Source organism: Bacteroides faecium (genome assembly GCF_012113595.1).
Lineage (GTDB): Bacteria > Bacteroidota > Bacteroidia > Bacteroidales > Bacteroidaceae > Bacteroides > Bacteroides faecium.
Genome location: NZ_CP050831.1, coordinates 6,030,216 through 6,049,118, shown reverse-complemented (window position 1 = coordinate 6,049,118; position 18,903 = coordinate 6,030,216). Strand labels below are relative to the sequence as shown.

12 protein-coding genes, 1 tRNA gene and 1 pseudogene are annotated in these 18,903 nt (G+C 44.5%); 5 read left to right on the top strand and 9 right to left on the bottom strand.

The window, feature by feature from the left end:
* Positions 1-4: 4 nt before the first annotated feature.
* The 8 genes from BacF7301_RS23020 to rho all read right to left on the bottom strand — a co-directional run bounded on the left by BacF7301_RS23020 (position 5) and on the right by rho (position 12,709).
* Entirely contained in the window at positions 5-793 is a 789-nt protein-coding gene (locus BacF7301_RS23020) for a cytochrome c biogenesis protein (protein ID WP_167966511.1), read from the bottom strand.
* On the bottom strand, positions 777-1,655 hold the full coding sequence (locus BacF7301_RS23015) for a cytochrome c biogenesis ResB family protein (protein ID WP_167966509.1): 879 nt from the start codon (positions 1,653-1,655) through the stop codon (positions 777-779). Before BacF7301_RS23015 ends, BacF7301_RS23020 begins: the two co-directional genes overlap by 17 nt.
* A 500-nt stretch (positions 1,656-2,155) precedes the next feature.
* Positions 2,156-3,478, bottom strand: a complete 1,323-nt coding sequence (gene ffh, locus BacF7301_RS23010) for a signal recognition particle protein (protein ID WP_167966507.1) — start codon at positions 3,476-3,478, stop codon at positions 2,156-2,158.
* A 58-nt stretch (positions 3,479-3,536) separates the two neighbouring features.
* On the bottom strand, positions 3,537-4,859 hold the full coding sequence (locus BacF7301_RS23005) for an MATE family efflux transporter (protein ID WP_167966505.1): 1,323 nt from the start codon (positions 4,857-4,859) through the stop codon (positions 3,537-3,539).
* A gap of 39 nt (positions 4,860-4,898) precedes the next feature.
* Positions 4,899-6,863 carry a tetratricopeptide repeat-containing sensor histidine kinase gene (locus BacF7301_RS23000; protein ID WP_167966503.1) on the bottom strand — a complete coding sequence of 655 codons (1,965 nt, stop codon included), beginning with the start codon at positions 6,861-6,863 and terminating at the stop codon, positions 4,899-4,901.
* Complete coding sequence (locus BacF7301_RS22995; protein WP_167966501.1) at positions 6,860-8,674, bottom strand: sensor histidine kinase; 1,815 nt, start codon at positions 8,672-8,674, stop codon at positions 6,860-6,862. Before BacF7301_RS22995 ends, BacF7301_RS23000 begins: the two co-directional genes overlap by 4 nt.
* Before the next feature lie 131 nt (positions 8,675-8,805).
* Positions 8,806-10,272, bottom strand: a complete 1,467-nt coding sequence (locus BacF7301_RS22990; RefSeq protein ID WP_167966499.1) for a sulfatase family protein — start codon at positions 10,270-10,272, stop codon at positions 8,806-8,808.
* Positions 10,273-10,468: 196 nt separating this feature from the next.
* Entirely contained in the window at positions 10,469-12,709 is a 2,241-nt protein-coding gene (gene rho, locus BacF7301_RS22985) for a transcription termination factor Rho (protein WP_167966497.1), read from the bottom strand.
* A 234-nt stretch (positions 12,710-12,943) separates the two neighbouring features.
* Here rho and BacF7301_RS22980 point away from each other — a divergent pair.
* A pseudogene (locus BacF7301_RS22980) lies at positions 12,944-13,781 on the top strand (4Fe-4S binding protein).
* Here BacF7301_RS22980 and tilS read toward each other — a convergent pair.
* Positions 13,766-15,046, bottom strand: coding sequence for a tRNA lysidine(34) synthetase TilS (tilS, locus tag BacF7301_RS22975; protein WP_167966495.1), 1,281 nt, complete (start codon positions 15,044-15,046; stop codon positions 13,766-13,768). The pseudogene BacF7301_RS22980 and the gene tilS overlap by 16 nt on opposite strands.
* 164 nt (positions 15,047-15,210) lie before the next feature.
* On the opposite strand from tilS, the gene feoB reads away from it, so the two are divergent.
* The 4 genes from feoB to BacF7301_RS22955 all read left to right on the top strand — a co-directional run bounded on the left by feoB (position 15,211) and on the right by BacF7301_RS22955 (position 18,897).
* The gene (gene feoB, locus BacF7301_RS22970) at positions 15,211-17,697 is read left to right on the top strand and encodes a ferrous iron transport protein B (protein ID WP_167966493.1); all 2,487 of its coding nucleotides are present in this window, start codon (positions 15,211-15,213) and stop codon (positions 17,695-17,697) included.
* Positions 17,694-17,909, top strand: a complete 216-nt coding sequence (locus BacF7301_RS22965; protein ID WP_167966491.1) for a hypothetical protein — start codon at positions 17,694-17,696, stop codon at positions 17,907-17,909. Before feoB ends, BacF7301_RS22965 begins: the two co-directional genes overlap by 4 nt.
* 51 nt (positions 17,910-17,960) lie before the next feature.
* A tRNA-Cys gene (locus tag BacF7301_RS22960) sits at positions 17,961-18,032 on the top strand.
* 124 nt (positions 18,033-18,156) lie between these two features.
* Positions 18,157-18,897: a Fic family protein gene (locus tag BacF7301_RS22955; protein WP_167966489.1), complete on the top strand. Its 741-nt coding sequence runs from the start codon at positions 18,157-18,159 to the stop codon at positions 18,895-18,897.
* Positions 18,898-18,903 lie beyond the last annotated feature (6 nt).

Here is an 18,903-nt window from a genome sequence, read left to right as displayed (position 1 = left end):
TTAATTAGTTGTTATTACGATTATATAAGTGCACGCTTTGTTGGGCGGCCGGCAAGTAATTCACTCCATACCAGCACATTTGCAGGGCGAGGAAGGAGACGATGAGCAGTGCGTACAGGCTTTTCCGCCCGGCTTTTCTGAAAAGGCGGAGATGTATATAGAGCAAGTATCCCATCCAGGTGATAGCTGCCCAGGTTTCTTTCGGGTCCCAGCTCCAGTAGTTTCCCCAGGCTTCTTTTGCCCAAAGGGAGCCGAGCAGCATGCCGATGGAGAGGAAGGCTACTCCGGCGTAGACAAGATTGTCGGCCGTGTGCAGATATTCTTCCTTGTGGCGGAATAATCCGGTCACTGCAATGATGAACGCGCATCCCAGAACGGAATAGGAAAACATATATACCGTGACATGAGGGATGAACCATATGCTTTGCAGTGCCGGCATCAGTGACTGGTCATGTATCTCGGGTTTCATCAGGTTGATGATGATAAAGACGGTGGAGAGCAGTGTCGAGAAAGACAGAATCCAACGGTATTTCCATCTTATATAGGTAAGCAGCCCTGCCACTCCCATGAAGAAAGAGTACCATAGCCGGGTTTCTCCCATGGTGCGCAAAGGCGGGCGTTGAAGGAAGACCCACAATCCGGCAATGAAGATGCCCAAAACGATAATGCCGGCTGACGTAAAGGCTGTTGCCGCCTTGCTCTTCGTTGACGAACGAAGGGAGAATACGGCTCCCGTCAGCCATAAGCAGACGGATATGGCTGCAAATACATAGAAATTATCCCAGTTTATCATACTTTTTCGCTCCGTTGATGAATAATAGAATCGCTCCGGCCAGCATCATCAGGATGCCTGCCACTATTGCATATTTCCAGGGTTGCTTTACTACTTGCAAGATGCAATATTCACTGTCGTTGCCTTTCGTTACGTCATAACCAGTGAGATATACATCTTCTCCCAATCGGTAGGCATACGGATGATTCACTTCGAGCAGTGCTTTTTCATTTCCCAAACGTACATTTGCTGCAAAGCGGGAAGGACGTCCGTTCGGGTAATATTCTACGGCAAAAGAGTCGAGTGCTATTTCATAGTCCAAATAATGCGGCGCGCCGTTCATGTCGAATGCTTCACGTGCCGGTTCACCTTTATATATAGGTATGCGTAGTGTCTGGGTATCACTGCTGCCGAAGAATCCCGCGAATAAGGCGAGCCATAAACCTGTATGGTTTAAGATGAAGCGCCACCGTGCTTGTTTGCGGTGTTGAAAAGCGTGGATGGTAATCATTCCCAGATTACTTAGCAATAAAAGAAGGATGGCGATAAATATCCAGCTAGTCATAAAGTTATAGCATCCCAGCAGGGCAAGAATACCTTCACGCGCCTCTGCCGCTGTATCCGATAGTTGGGGGAGAAGTCCTATCACTAAGCAGCCGCCGATAAATAATCCGATGGATAGCGCGCTGGTCTGAGGGGAGCAAAGAAAGCGGGTAAAACCTGAATTTTTGTATTCCTTATATAATATGTATAGTATGAAAAGCCATATTGCCGCAAAGATAATGTTGAGCGGAAAGGCAAGGAAGGAAACCGGGAAGTTTCCTGTGAATAGTTGCATGGCAACTGCCGATAATATATATCCTGTCGTATAGATATAACGCATACTCGTGTTTCTGTTTGTAATCTTTTGCAAAGTAATAAAATAAAAACGAATAAACATCTAAAATCTTTATAAAATTGTAATCGTTACAATCGAATGGCAGCATTATTATGGATTTGATAGAATATATGCGGTCTTTTTAGCCTGGTTTTTTCTATCGGATTTGCGTAATGCGTGAACGATTCATCGTAATGATTAAAATATTCATTGCAGTGATTAAAGATTTTCACTGTAATGAATAAGGATTTTGAGTGCAGCGGATTATAACTTTTTATGCAGTCGGGTAGTGGTCATGTTGTAAGGTGACAATGGTCACTTTATAACGTGACAAATGTCATAATGCAAGGTGACAATTGTCACTATGCAATGGGACAACTACTAAGGAATAGTTTGGAAATCCATAAAGATACAAAAATAATAAGAGAAAAGCAATACCCTCTTACAAAAAAAGAGGAAGCCGTGGCTCCCTCTTTCTATTCGGAATTTAGAAATGATTCTTTCTTTTATCTCTTCATTTTCGGCATCATCTTGCCCATTTTGCTGCTGGTTACCATCTTCATCATTTTGCGGGTCTGGTCGAATTGTTTCAGCAAGCGGTTTACTTCCTGAATCGTTGTTCCGCTACCTTTGGCAATACGTGTACGGCGTGAGCCGTTCAGCAGTTCCGGGTTGGAACGTTCTGCCGGAGTCATGGAGTAAATGATGGCTTCGATGCTTTTGAACGCATTGTCGTCAATATCAATGTCTTTGATTGCTTTGCCTACTCCCGGAATCATGGAAGCAAGGTCTTTCAGGTTACCCATCTTCTTGATTTGGGCAATCTGGCTGAGGAAGTCGTTGAAGTCGAACTGGTTCTTGGCAATCTTCTTCTGCAAGCGTTTGGCTTCTTCTTCGTCATATTGCTCCTGTGCACGTTCTACCAATGAAACGATGTCACCCATACCTAGGATACGGTCTGCCATACGGGCAGGGTGGAACTGGTCGATTGCTTCCAGCTTTTCTCCCGTACCTACGAACTTGATTGGCTTGTTAACTACCGAACGGATAGAAAGAGCCGCACCACCACGGGTATCACCGTCGAGCTTGGTCAGTACCACACCGTTGAAGTCCAGGCGTTCGTTAAATTCCTTGGCTGTGTTTACAGCATCCTGACCAGTCATGGAGTCTACCACGAACAGGATTTCGTTCGGGTTGATGGCTTCTTTGATAGCGGCGATTTCGTTCATCATCTGTTCGTCTACTGCCAGACGTCCGGCGGTATCGACGATGACGAGGTCATATCCTTTGGCTTTGGCTTCCTGGATGGCGTGTTGCGCGATTTCTACCGGATTCTTGCTATCCAGTTCGCAGTACATCGGAACTTCGATTTGTTCTGCCAGTACACGCAACTGTTCGATAGCTGCCGGACGGTAAACGTCACAAGCTACCAGCAACGGCTTACGGTTCTTCTTGGTTTTCAGCATGCGTGCCAGCTTGCCGGAGAAGGTAGTCTTACCCGAACCCTGCAAACCTGACATCAGGATTACTGCCGGACGGGAGTCGATATTGATTTCGGCCGTCTCTCCACCCATCAACTGGGTAAGTTCGTCGTGCACAATCTTCACCATCAACTGGCTCGGCTTCACAGCCGTAAGTACGTTCTGGCCAAGTGCTTTCTCTTTCACCGTATCAGTGAAATTCTTTGCTACCTTGTAGTTTACGTCGGCATCAAGAAGTGCCTTGCGTACGTCTTTCAGCGTCTCCGCTACGTTGATTTCGGTGATTTTGCCTTCACCTTTCAGAATCTTGAATGACCGTTCCAGTCTTTCACTTAAATTATCGAACATAGTTGTTTAATTACTAATTAATTATTTGAGCCTGCAAATGTACAAAAATCTCTCGGATTTATATCTTTTTATTCTGCCATTTTGCTTTTTTGAGGTAAATATAACTTGTTATCAATAGCAAGGTATAGTACACTATCTCAATCGTAAAACAGATTTCAATCGGTGCTTTCAGCCACATTCCGATGAATATGATGTATGAGCCGTAGATGACGATTGTAATTGTTTCGAGCAATAAAGCTGCTTGCGTGTTGCCTGTGCCGGAGATGCCGTTGAATACGACATTGGCTACCGACGCGATGAGCATGGCGATGCAAATCACGTACACTGACGGCACGGACTCTGTGATAAGTGCGGCTTCGCTGGTATAGATTGAAAGCAGGAACTGGGGAAACAGTGCCGACAACGCAACCAGCCCCAGCATAATGAAGAACGAGAACCGTGCGATTTTATTGATAAGCGGCATCACGAACCGGATTCCCCCTGCGCCGATGGCGTTACTCACAAGACTGTTGGTGGTGGTTGCCAATGCGTTGACCGGAATTAACAGTACGACGTAGATGCTTCGGACGATATTGGCGATGGCCAATTCCCGCTGTCCCAGTCTCTCTACGGCTACAAAGAATACGAACCAGGTAGCCATCGACAGGAAATATTGCAGCATCGTGAAACAGGAAATGCTGAGAATCCGCATTAACAAGGATGGATCGAAAGAGCGCAGACGGTGCAGTCCGTATTTCTTCAGATCGACTGTAATGTACGTGTAAATCAGGAAGAAGAGAATTGAAGTGGCTTCTGCCAATACGGATGCGATGGCGGCTCCCTTGATACCCATTTCCGGCAGACCGAATTTCCCGAAGATTAATGCGTAGTCCAATACGACATTAGTCAATGCCATGACTACTGCGTTGATGGTAAGCACTTTGGTACGTGTGATACCGATATACAATGCCCGGAACATGACATTGACGAAAGAGAAGAAAAATCCGTAAATACGCCAGTCGAGAAACTCCATTGTTCCTTCATAGATGGACTCTGAAGATACGAGCAATCGCATGATGTTTCCACCGAAGGCTTTGGTGAAGCCGAACAGTATCAGTGCCATGGCAAACAGGAACATGACACCCTGAATCATGACCGGGCCTACGTCCGTATAGCGTCCCTCGCCATTGCGTCTTGCGATGACTATCTGCGAACCGGTGCTGAATCCGAATGCTATGGTGAATACACATATATAGAATAACCCGCCCATGGCAGAAGCTCCGAGGGCTACCTCACTCACGTGGCCGAGGAATGCCGTGTCGGTGACGTTGATAACATTTTGTGCCAGCAAGCTCAGTAGTATCGGGTAACTGACACTCCAAATCTGTTTGTTGGTGTACATAATTAAGGGATTAAGTTTACATTTTGCAAAGATAACGCTTTATTTCGATTCGGGCGTAATAGGGTAGATGAAAACTATTTCCGGTCCTTCGGGAGTTTTATCATTGATGAGATAGTTGCCGCCGAAGTGCTTCAGCAGTAACCGGTTGATGTCATGCCGGATGATGGTTTCCTGTGAGGCAAAAGTGTGTTCTGCCAAAGGGGAATTGATGATCCGTAAACGAAGCATATCTCCATTCCGGCTTGCTATGAACCGGATAGTCCGTTCCTGTTGGCTCCCTTGTTCGTCCGGATAAACCAGTGTGCTAAGTAGTGCCTGTATCAGCCGCGCTGTGTCGGTACGGATAATTTGAGAACTCGTCTCGGCGGTGAACAGCACCTTGATACCTGCCTTTTCGTTCCTTGCATCCGCCATATAGCATGCTTCTTTGCATAATTCGATGATGTCATTGTCCTGTATCTGGAATTTCATCATCTGAGCTTCAAGACGGGACAGGTCGAGGACATCGTTGACGAGTCTCATGAGTTTTTCCGAACTTTTGTGGATGATATTGGAGTATTCCTGTCTCGTTTCCTTGTCGATGTTGGGTTCGCAGGCGATAAGTTGCGAGAAGCCTACCACATTGTTGAGCGGAGTGCGGATATTATAGCTCATGTTTGACAGGAAGCGGTTCTTTATTTCATTGGTTTTCCGCACGGTTTCTGTAGCTTTCCGGATTTCGTTTTCAGCGTGTTTCAATGCTTTTCGTACCATGAAGAGCCGTGACATAAAGATAAACAGCAGAATCAGAATAATGAAAATAAAAGTCAGGTAGATAAGCTGGGTCTTGTTGTTTTGCCTTTCTTGTTCCAGTGCTGTCTTTTCGATATTATATTTGCTTTTTATCAGTTCCATTTGGGTGTTGGAGAGTGCGGTTGAAGCCGAGTCTTTGATGGTTAGTGCCTGCTCATACAAAGGGATGGCTTTTTCGCTCTGTCCCGCCTGTTTCCATATTCTGGCTTTTTCGAGCAGTTGTTCGGCATAGTCGCTGGGAAAATCAGCTTTCAGCATCGTCAATGTCGTGTCGATGTAATCTGATGCTTGTGTATATTCTCCTATTTCCTGATAATATTTTGCATAGGTGTCGAAATAGAGCACTTTGTACATGAAATAGGTATCTTCGTTCAAGTATTTTTCGGCTTTCAGCAGATGTAGATAAGCCCGTTGGGGTTGATGAATATTCAGATAATAATAGCCGTAGAACAGTTCGTTGAAAAGATATACATCGGCAAACCCTTCTTTCAAAGACGGATTCCTGCTGATGTGCTTATTCAACGCACTTTCCAGTTCCTGCAGGTATTTGAGCAGTTTTTTGTTGTCTTTCTTTTCTTTGGTGACGGATACCAACTGCGAGAGTACGGAGATACGAACCACCGGATTCTCCTTGGCGGTAAGCATCTGATAAGCGTCTTCCAGAGATTCGATTCCTTTGTCCCAACGCTGGCTGCCGATATAAGCGTTGCTCAGGCATTGGTAAGCGGCTATGACTCCACGGGTGCAGTTCTGCTTGTCGGCTTGCAGTTTCATTCTTTTTGCTTCACTGATAGCGAGTTCGTACTGTTCGTTGTAGGTGTACAGGTCTATCTGAAAGCGTCTGGCATCAAAGAAAAAGTCCCATATCTCCGATTTCCGGACATGAGGTTCCATGATGGTGAGCCATTTGCTTACGCTGTCCTGATTGCTGTGATTATAATAATAGAGGACGTGGTAATATGCCGCCATACCGGCATATTTGTCATTTTTCAGTTGTAGGGCCTCTTTCATCAACGTATCTGAGTATTGGATACATTGATAGTTGTTCTGCTCTATCCTGATGATCCGGTTCAGGACATTCAGGCGCATGGTGTCGCGAGGCAGGGTTTGAAGTACTTTCAGCAGGCTGTCGGATTCTGATATTGCTTCGGTACCCGCCTTTCCGGTCAGGGTGCAACATAATAAGGCTATCAGGAGTATGGTCTGTTTCATTCCGCTTTCTCCTTTCCTTGTTGTTGGGGGCGATGGATGGGATGGGTGAACAGGAAGCGTGCTCCTTGATCGTAATCCGGGTCAATCCATATCCGTCCGCCCAGTTGCTCGATGATGAGCTGGCAGATAGACAGTCCGAGTCCCGTGCCTTGTGCGTTTTCGTTCAACTTTTCAAAACGGTTGAAGATTTTGTCCTGGTTTTCTTTGGTGATTCCGCAGCCTGTATCGGTCACGGAAAACAGTGCCATATCTTCTGTCTGCTTTTCAAGTTCCATGATAATGGAGCCTTGCGGGGTGAATTTGGTGGCGTTAATAAGCAGGTTGATTAATAATTGTTGCAACCGGGCATTGTCTGTCGTCAGTTCCAAGCTTTGGAGTGAAGTGGAGAAGTGGACATCCGCATTTGTCTGCTTTATCTTTTCGACCATGTCGATGACGTTCCTGCATATGGCTACTGCGTCGCATTGCTCGTACTTGAATGTCATTTTGCCTATTTCGAGGCTGGACAGGTCGATTACATCGTTGATTAACTTAAGCAGCAGTTCGGAGTTTTGCTGAATGATATCGCTGCATTGCTGCCGGGTTTCGTTGTCGATGGATTCTTCCGTCAGGATAGACGAGAAGCCGGACAGAGCATTGAGCGGTGTGCGGATTTCATGGCTCATGTTAGACAGGAAAAGGCTCTTTGTCCGGATAGAGTTCTCTTCTTGCTTCTTGGCTTTTTCCAGCTCTTGCCGTGATAGCCGCAGTTTCTTGTTACTGTGCTTTATCAGGAAGATTAAAAATATGATTAGCGTGACTATGGACAGGATTGTAAACCAACTCCAATAAAGGATTGTTTTCTGCCTGTTTAAGTTGTCTAATTCTTTTTTATCAATTTGGTAATGAGTATGCAGTTCGTTGATTTGACGGATGTAATTCGTGGCTTCCAGAGAGTCCTTGAATGAGTTCAGGAAATCATAAGCTTCGCATGCTTCCTCGTTTTTGCCCATCAATGCGAGTGTTTTGGTACGTTCTTGTTTGATAAGCAGGGAGTTATATGAATCTGCCGCTCTCATATTTGAAAGTATTTCATCGAATATCTTTAATGCCTGAAGGTATTCTTCGGATTCGGTATAGTAGCTGGAATACAGGTATTTGGTCATTAAGAGATAATAAGAATGTGTGGGGTGCTGATTGACTGACTCGGCTTGTTGCAGATAGCTCAATGCTTCGGGAAGATGGCGCATCTGGATATTGTAGAATGCCTTGAAGTAGGCGATATGAAAGGCATCCTGTTGGTTCCTGTCTTTGTCTGACAGGGACTCGAATTCCCGGATATAGTTTTCTATATCTGTCATTTGGCGATATTTGAGCTTGGTGAGAATGAGCTGGGACAGGATTGCTTTTGTATATGAGTCTGCGTTAGGGATATTTTGGGCAATCTCAAGTGCCTCTTTGTAGGATTCGATGGCTGCGATAGGTATCGATGACGAGCTTTGGTATGTATTTCCGATAGCCTGTAGGGAGAGTGCTGTTCCCAACGGGTAATGCATGGCTTTGGCTTTTTGGTACATCAGGTCGGCCTTGTCTATGGCAAGGCTGATGTTGCCTTTGGTTGCTAATGCCTGTACGGTCAGTTGTTTTAGCCGGAATAGGAATGGGTATTGCTGCTGTTGTTCCAGTTCGGGTTCCAGTATCTTTTCCCATTCGATAATGCTGTCTATCGTAACTTCAGTGCTGAAAGGTACGTTGTAGTCGAACAACGACTGTAATAAGGAGATGCGTTCGGCATTGGTGTGCGCTGCATGCAGGGTTGCTGATATAAGCATGCTTGCAAGGATTGTGATAATATGGTATTTGTGTTCACTCACTTGATATTTAGCTGTTTGTTTGTTAGATGATGTGCAAAAGAAATAAAAAGAGCGAAGATTACAAAGAAATCTCCGCTCTTTTTATTATTTTATTTTTTTTTGAGAATCTCACGTGCTCCGGGACCTTCGTGATTTGGATAGCCCGGTGTGTGATTCCTGCACCGTGGGTCGGCGTCTACTTTCAGGCTGCGGTAGTCGTCTTTTGTCCGGGTGATGTAGTCATCGAGCATTGCACGGTGTTCTGCAAGAACCTTTGTGTATTTAGGGTCTTTGGCTAGATTCTTGCGCTCTCCCGGGTCTTTCTTCATGTCGTACAGTTCCTCTCCGTTGCCTTCAAGGTAGTGGGTGTATTTGTATCTCGGCCCGCGTACCATACGTCCGGGAGTCGTCACGTATTCGTATTCGCTGTGCCATTCGGAGACGGCATACGGGTGGGTTTTCTTCTGTTTTTCTCCTTTTAGTGTAGGGGCAAGGCTGATTCCCGCTTTTCCCGCCGGAATGGAAATTCCTGCCAGGTCGCAAAGGGTGGGCAGAAGGTCGAGCGTGGGCTGTGTGAGCAGATGGTCTACCGGTTTCTTCTGTTGCTTGATGCCGGGGCCTGCAAAGATGAACGGAACGTTTGTCATTTCGTCGTAGAAGCTGATATGCTTGGTCACCATGCGGTGTGAAGCCATTCCGTCGCCGTGGTCGGCCAGGATGACTATGATGGTGTTCTTTCCGGCTGGTGTGGAATAGAGTGCTTTCAGTACGCTGTCCACTTGTTTGGATACCATCTTCGTATAGTGCTGGAAGGCTGCGATGTAATGGCGGTAGTTCTCTTCGCTCCAATGGGAAGCCTGTGTCATGCGGCGGTGGCTGCAACAAATATACTGTACCGGAGTAGGGATGTTGCTCCAGTCTTCGACATCGAAGTTGGCAGGCAGTTCGGGAAGAGTGCCGCTGATAGGGCGGTCTGTGTGTACGCCTTCATTCGCTCCTACGAATCCGCAGATATTGTGAGGATTTTGAAAGTCGGCGATGCAGATGAAAGGTTCCTGTGGCGGGTTGCTCAGATAGGCCACTGCGTCTTCGCAGGTTCCTACATCAAGGAAACTGTCGTTGTTGACGGGAAATTCAGGGTCGGTAAATGGTTTTGCTACCGGTTCCTTATGCTTGAATCCTCTTAGCGAACCCATGTCGTGAGTCTTTCCGAAGTGCACGGCTTCGTAACCGTTCTCGGAGAAAAGGCTTCCTAGTGTCGGTACGCTTTCCGGTATGTGTGTGTTGACGGGTTCGCTGGAATTGGAACGTACGTTGGTTTGATGGGGCATCATGCCGCTCCATAAGGCTGCGCGTGAAGGTTGGCTGAGAGGACAGCCTACATAGGCATTGGAGAAGATGACCCCTCTTGAAGCTACTTCGTCCATAGGAAGGGTGCATCCTTGAGTATGCCCGTAAGCGCCTACGACACGTTGCGTCAAATGGTCGCATTGGATAATCAGGAAATTCGGCTTTTCTTGTGCCTGGGCTGCTATGCCGCATAGGGCTAAACCCATGAAAGGATAAATCGTTTTCATTCTTGGTTAGAATTAGGTAATATTGATTTTGCAACAAAAGTAGGAAAAAAGGGAATGTAAAAAAGGGTAGGAGAGCGGTTTTGGACGTAAATGAAAGGAATTTGTACAAAAGTGGAATCTTGAAAAAGAGAATGGTGGCCAATCTGCGGGATAATTGCAGTTTGACCACCATTCGTTATTTATCTTTTTCCGTTGATTAGCTGTTCATGCTCATCAGGAATTCGTCGTTGTCTCTGGTTTTCTCCAGACGGTCTTTTACGAAATCCATTGCTTCAATCGGATTCATGTCGGCAAGGTATTTGCGTAATATCCACATGCGGTCGAGCGTCGTCTTGTCAAGCAGCAGGTCGTCGCGGCGAGTGCTGGATGCGGTGATGTTGACAGCAGGGAAGATACGTTTGTTGGACAGGTTGCGGTCGAGCTGCAACTCCATGTTACCTGTACCCTTGAATTCTTCGAAGATAACTTCGTCCATCTTGGAACCGGTATCAATCAAGGCCGTAGCGATGATGGTCAGTGAACCGCCGTTTTCGATGTTACGTGCCGCACCGAAGAAACGTTTGGGTTTGTGCAATGCGTTAGCATCGACACCACCGGAAAGCACTTTGCCGGATGCCGGGGAAACTGTATTGTATGCGCGTGCCAGACGGGTGATGGAGTCAAGGAAGATAACTACGTCGTGACCACATTCTACCAGGCGTTTTGCTTTTTCCAATACGATACCTGCGATTTTCACGTGGCGTTCTGCCGGTTCGTCGAAAGTGGAAGCGATGACTTCTGCGTTGACGCTGCGTGCCATGTCGGTTACTTCTTCAGGGCGTTCGTCAATCAGCAGCATAATCATATATACTTCCGGGTGGTTGGCTGCTATTGCATTGGCGATGTCTTTCATCAGGATAGTCTTACCGGTCTTCGGCTGGGCTACGATCAATGCGCGCTGTCCTTTACCAATCGGAGCGAAAAGGTCAACAACACGGGCAGACATGGAGTCTGAATAACCGCCTTTGCAAAGCTTGAACTTTTCATCCGGGAAGAGGGGAGTCAAATGTTCGAAAGGAACACGGTCGCGCACGAAAGCTGCGTCACGTCCGTTGATTTTCGATACTTTGACCAACGGGAAATATTTTTCTCCTTCTTTCGGCGGACGGATAACTCCTTCTACTACGTCACCGGTCTTCAGGCCGAACAGCTTGATTTGTGACTGCGATACGTAAATGTCGTCCGGAGAAGAAAGATAATTGTAATCGGATGAACGGAGGAATCCGTATCCATCCTGCATGATTTCCAAAACGCCTACGCCATTGAGGATATCGTCAAATTCGTATGGCTTTTCACGCTCGATAATTTTGCGCTCCTGTGGTTGCTGTGCCGGGAAGTTTTCGCTGGCATTGTTCTGCTGGTTGGAACGCTGCATAGGCAAGCGCTGTTGGTTCTGGTTATTGTTGCGCTGGAAATTATTATTGTTGTTATTATTATTGTTGTTGTTACTAGCGTTGTTGCTATTATTGTTATTGTCACGTGGACGAACAATACGCGGACGTTGCTGTTGAGCTTGCTGTTGTTGTTGAGATTGTTGTTGCGGGTGAGAGGGTTGTTCAGATGCCGTTTGTGCCGGTTCTGTTTTTGTAGCCTCGAACTTACCGAACAGTTCGGTAGGAAGCTCTATTTTTTCAGAAGGCAGGTCTTCGATTGGGATGAAGTCATCATCATCGGCATTGGACAGGATATTGCTTTCTTCATCGATAACTGGTGCAGCCTTCTTTTGTGGCTTTGCTATTACTTTCTTTTCAGCAGCAGGCTTGTTGGCTTCTGCAATAGGTTTGTTTGCTTCTACAACAAGTCTGTTGGTTTCAGTAACAGGTTTATTCTCTTTTTCTTTCTTTTCGGCAGGTTGTTGCACAGGAGCGGCTTTCTTTTCAGCTTCAGCAGGCTTTTCTGCTACAACTGCCGATTTAGCTTCCGTTTCTTTGGTAACTACCGGTTTTACGTTTTCTACTTCTTTTTTCTCAGCAGCGTCAGTACCTTTGCGTGGACGACCTACTTTACGTTTAGGAGCAGCAGTGTTTTCTGCTTTGGCTTCAACGGCAGGAGTCTCTTTTTCTTTGTTTGTACTTGCCTCTTTGGAAGGTTGTTGTGTTTTAGCAGGAACGGCTTCTTTGTTTTTTGCAACTTCTCCACTCTTTGTTGCGGAAACTGCCTTGTCTTCTTTTTTGGAAGGAGTTACACGCGGTGAACGCTTTTTCTTGTCTTCCTTACGCTCTTCTTTGAGCTTATCTGCGGCAACTTTCTTAGTAGCTCCTACGATTGCTTGTTCATCGAGTATTTTATAAACAAGGTCTTCTTTTTTGAATGAGTCTGCTTTTTTTATGCCTAAATCTTTGGCAATAATTTGAAGTTCCGACAGTTCTTTGTCGTTTAATTGGATAATGTTATACATATAGTATGGTAAGTTATTAATATTTCTTTTAGCTGAATTACGGACAGCATTACTACAGCTTATAGCTACAGATATGCAAGCATACGTTTTGTTTTTTATTATGAATTAGGGATGTATGTGTTGAATCGTAGAATGTTTCAACGGGGCAAAGATAATAATTTTTTTTGGTTTCATGAACAATCAAACATTTTTTTCCACGTAAAAGTGTATCTTTGCTACATAAAAGAAAATAGTATGACAGTAAATGAAGCTTATTTAATTTATTTTTCGCCTACACACACATCAAAACAAATAGCGGAGGCGATTGTTCACGGAACGGGCATAAAAAATATTCTTCCCATAAATGTCACTCAACAGGCTACTGAGGAAATTGTAATTCCTGCGTCTGCATTGGCTATTATTGTGGTTCCCGTGTATGGGGGGCATGTGGCTCCTTTGGCAATGGAACGCTTACAAAGTATCCGCGGCTTGGATACGCCCACCGTTTTAGTTGTGGTTTATGGAAACCGCGCTTATGAAAAAGCTTTAATGGAGTTGGACGCTTTTGCCATCCCTCACGGTATGAAGGTGATTGCCGGGGCAACTTTCATCGGAGAACACTCGTACAGTACCGATAAACACCCCATTGCCGTCGGACGTCCTGATGACTCCGACTTGGCTGTGGCAGCGGATTTCGGGGAAAAGATTCGGAAAAAAATAGAGACAGCCGACACTATGGATACTCTTTATCCGGTAGATGTACGTGCTATCAAACGTCCGAGTCAGCCTTTCTTTCCTTTGTTACGTTTTTTGAGAAAGGTCATCAAACTGCGCAAAAGTGGTACGCCGCTTCCCCGTACTCCTTGGATGGAAGATGAAAGCGTATGTACTCATTGCGGATTATGTGTGGTTCGTTGTCCGGCAGGAGCTATCACCAAAGGTGATGAGGTGCATACAGATGAGGCTAAATGTATCAAATGTTGTGCCTGCGTAAAAGCCTGCACTAAAAAAGCGAGAGTATATGATACACCCTTTCGCTACTTTACTGTCTGATTGCTTTAAGAGGCAGAAACAGCCTCAGACTATTTTATAGATAACGATACGTTGGGTCGTTTCATCAATACGGAAGCGGTTGTCTGTCCGTTCGCCTATCAACCACGCAATGCGTTCTCCGCAACAGAGTACCCATTGGCGTTCTTTTTGGCTGATAGAAAATTTGCGATCGGTCAGATAATCGCTTACTTTTTTCTTTCCTTTCATTCCGAAAGGAACAAAAGTGTCTCCTGTCTGCCATTTCCGGTAAGAGATTTCTCCATTCAGCTTGTCTGCGTCAAAACAGGCAATTCCCTTTTCTCTCGGAATCTGAAAGTCCGGCGTATATTCTTTTTCTTCTTTGATGATTTGGAAAGGGAGTTCCTCTTTGTTTTCTGATTGGGCCTTTTCTAATAAAAGGAGTTCCCTGTCTTTAATCACTCTCCATTCTTTACTGCTGAACTGTTTTCCCGGTTGTCCGTCAAGCGAATTGGCAATATCTTTGATTTGTGCGGAGTTGAAGCCCAGAGGATGCAATATTTCAAATAAAAGAGCTTCGGGTGCCGGTTCTTTTAATAATTCGCGGATTCGGATACCTTCTGCTGTGACTATTCTTGCTTTGACTTCGTCCGTGTACTTATTATATATAGTAGCTACGTCATTCAGATAATTGCTGGTTTCTATCAGACTGTTTTTTACAGATGGATTAATTGTCTGCATAAGTGGAAGAATGTTGAGCCGGATTTTATTACGGGTATATTCGTCTTCCAGATTGGTGCTGTCTGTCACATAATCTTGTCCGATGTTTTGCAGATAGAGCATGATTTCTTCCCTGTTGATACAAAGTAACGGGCGTACGATAACTCCATTGCGGGGGCGGATTCCCAATAGTCCGGTGATGCCTGTTCCTCGAATTAGATTCAGCAATATTGTCTCTACGCTATCATCCTGATGATGGGCAACTGCTACAACATCGGCCTGGCATTGATTTCTTATTTCTTCAAACCAGTTGTATCGCAATTCCCGGGCTGCCATTTCGATGGAAATACGTTTTTCGGCTGCATATCGGGTAGTATCAAAATCAATTGTATGCAGGCGGATTCCATATCTTTTGCATAGCTGTCGGACAAATTGCTCGTCGCGGTTTGATTCTTCGCCACGCAGATGGAAATTGCAATGTGCAGCTTCGCAGTGATAGCCTGCTGCATGAAGGATGCATAACAATGCCACCGAGTCGGCTCCACCGCTCAATGCGACCAGGATTTTGCTGTCGGAAGAAAATAAATCCTCTTTTTCTATATACTGTGTAATCCGTTGTTGTATCATATTCTGCAAAGATAATAGTTTATTAAAGTATCTCAAGTGAATGGCCGTTGTTTTTAGTTGCAGGCAGTGTTTTGGAATACGAAAAAGCTTGTTATTTAAAAACAATCTAAATAATTTGCATGCTCCGAAGTTATGAATTATCTTTGCCGAAAATTTTGAGAGTTATGCGTTTGTCCGAATTAAAAACAGGCGAAAAAGGTGTCATCGTTAAGGTGTTGGGGCACGGTGGTTTTCGTAAACGTATTGTGGAGATGGGCTTTATTAAAGGTAAGACGGTTGAAGTGCTGTTGAACGCTCCACTAAAGGATCCCATTAAATATAAAGTCCTGGGTTATGAAATATCTCTTCGTCGCCAGGAAGCTGGGATGATTGAAGTGGTCAGTGAAGAAGAAGCTAAAAAACTGGCTGAAGAGGCTATTTATCATGAAGGACTGCCTGAAGATATATCTGTAAAAGAAGAAGAGATGAAACGGTTGGCGTTAGGTAAACGCCGTACCATCAACGTTGCCTTGGTCGGAAACCCGAACAGTGGCAAAACTTCTTTGTTTAACTTGGCTTCCGGTGCTCACGAGCATGTGGGAAATTATAGCGGTGTGACTGTAGATGCCAAAGAAGGCTATTTCGACTTCGAAGGTTATCATTTCCGCATTGTCGATTTGCCGGGAACCTATTCTTTGTCGGCATATACGCCGGAAGAGATTTATGTCCGCCGTCATATTATCGACGAAACTCCGGATGTGATTATAAATGTGGTTGACTCCTCTAATTTGGAACGGAATTTATATCTGACTACTCAATTAATTGATATGAATGTCCGTATGGTAGTGGCTCTGAATATTTATGATGAGTTGGAATCCAGCGGAAACACATTGGATTATCATTTGTTGAGCAAACTTTTCGGAGTTCCGATGGTGCCTACCGTAAGTAAGAAGAACCGTGGATTGGATACTTTGTTTCATGTTGTCATCAATCTTTATGAAGGAGTAGACTTCTTTGATAAAAAAGGAAATATGAATCCGGAAGTGCTCAGAGACTTGGCCGAATGGCATGATTCTTTGGAAGACCGGAAAAACCATGAAGAAGAGCACTTGGAAGATTATGTACGGGAACATAAGAAAAGCGGGCGTGTCTTCCGTCATATTCATATCAATCATGGACCTGATTTGGAGAAAGCCATTGAAGCGGTAAAAGAGGAAGTTTCCAAGAACGAATTTATCCGTCATAAATATTCCACTCGTTTCCTGTCTATTAAATTGTTGGAGAACGATCCGGATATAGAGAGCTTTGTACGCACTTTGCCGAATGCCGGAACTATTTTTAGCATCCGTGATAAAATGGCTAAGCGTATTCAGAATACGTTGAATGAAGATTGTGAATCTGCTATTACGGATGCAAAATATGGTTTTATCAGTGGTGCGTTGAAAGAAACATTTACTGACAACCATTTGGAACAGGCGCAGACAACAAAAGTGTTGGACGCTATCGTTACTCATCGTATTTGGGGGTATCCCATCTTTTTCCTTTTCATGTATCTGATGTTTGAGGGCACTTTTGTGCTTGGAGAATATCCGATGATGGGAATTGAATGGCTAGTGGAGCAGATTGGTGATTTGATACGCAATAATATGTCCGAAGGGCCGTTGAAGGATATGCTGGTTGACGGTATTGTCGGTGGAGTAGGGGGAGTCATTGTCTTCTTGCCGAATATTCTTATTCTGTATTTCTGCATTTCGTTGATGGAGGATTCGGGATATATGGCACGTGCCGCATTTATTATGGATAAGATTATGCATAAGATGGGATTGCACGGGAAGTCGTTTATTCCGTTGATTATGGGATTCGGATGTAATGTGCCTGCTATTATGGCTTCACGTACGATTGAGAACCGGAAAAGCCGTCTTATTACGATGCTGGTTAATCCATTGATGTCTTGCAGTGCCCGTCTGCCTATCTATTTGTTGCTGGTGGGAGCTTTCTTTCCGAACAATGCCAGTCTGGTGTTGTTAAGTATTTATGCGATTGGGATATTTCTGGCTGTGCTATTGGCACGTTTGTTCAGTAAGTTCCTGGTGAAGGGTGACGATACTCCGTTTGTGATGGAGCTTCCGCCATACCGGATGCCGACAGCTAAATCAATTTTCCGTCATACATGGGAGAAAGGAGTCCAGTATTTGAAGAAGATGGGAGGAATTATTATGATTGCTTCTATTATCATTTGGTTCTTGGGGTATTATCCGAATCATGACGCATATGAGACGGTAGCCGAACAGCAGGAGAATTCTTATATAGGTCAGCTTGGCCGTGCAATAGAGCCGGTGATTGCGCCTATGGGATTTGACTGGAAACTGGGTATCGGCTTGATTTCGGGAGTAGGAGCGAAAGAATTGGTTGTTAGTACTTTAGGAGTTTTGTATGTAGACGATCCGGAAGCTGATGAGGCCAGTTTGGCGGAGCGGATACCGATAACTCCATTGGTTGCTTTCTGTTATATGTTGTTTGTGCTGATTTATTTCCCTTGTATTGCAGCATTGGCAGCTATCAAGCAGGAATCCGGTAGTTGGAAATGGGCACTCTTCGCTGCCTGTTATACAACGGGATTAGCTTGGCTTGTTTCATTCGCGGTTTATCAGATTGGAGGACTATTTGTATGAATAATTGGCAGGAATGGGTAGTCGGAGTACTGATTGTACTCTGCATTGCCCGAGTCATATATGGAATTTATGTTTTTTTTCGTCGTACGCGAGAAAGCGCTAATCCTTGCGATAGCTGTGTAAGTGGCTGTGAACTAAAGGATATGATGGAGAAGAAACAAAAAGAGTGCGGTGTAAAGAAAAAAAGTACAAAGAAAAATTGCTGTGGATAGTTGGTAGTTTCAAAATTTGTACTACCTTTGCAACCGCAAACGAGAAATAACGGTTCCTTGGATGAGTGGCTTAGTCAGCGGTCTGCAAAACCGTGTACGGCGGTTCGAATCCGCCAGGAACCTCAAGGAAAGCTCCGAAACTACTTCAGATAAAGGGTTTCGGAGCTTTTTATTTCTTTGAGGTATACAGATGGGGCGTAGGCTCTGATGAGGTTTACTTTTAGGCAAATAAGAAAATTCCGAAAGCATGAAATCAATATTCAATGAAGAACAGCAGAAGAAGGCTGCATTTATCTTGGAAAGCCCTCTGTCTAAGTTATCCGAACTTTACTCTAATGAATTAAAGGATTTGGCTGTGGTTTGGTGTTATTACTCTGGAAAGATAGAGGGTAATACTTATACCTACGTTGAAACGGAGGCATTATTGAAAGATGGTATCACTTCTGAAAAGAAGTATGAGGATGCCAAGATGCTTAAAAATCTTTATAACACATTCACTTCTGAATTGGAATATATCAATAAAGGAAACAATAAAGAAACCATAGATGAGCGTACTCTGTTCAGAATACATCAATCTATTTCCACAGGATTGGTATCAAATGAAGAATCAGGTTCGTTACGGACACGTGCCGTTCGTATTAGTGGAACAGAATATGTCCCACCCAAGAATCTTCAAGAGATTAAAAGTAAATTGAACGAGATTCTTTTTCTGCAGGAAGAATATGCCAATCCGTTAGAAAAAGCCATATATTTGCATTGTAATCTTGCTCGCCTGCAACTTTTCATTGATGGAAACAAGCGGACTGCAAGAATGATAGAAAGCGTTGTTTTGATGAATGTTGATATTATTCCTGTATATTCAGCCAAAGATTCTGATATTTTGAATTACAGGAAGAGTTTGATCGTTTTCTATGAAACAGAGGATTATAGTAAGTATGCTGACTATTTTTTGAATAGGCAGATTGAACGTATTAAGGAGATAGAATAGTTAAGA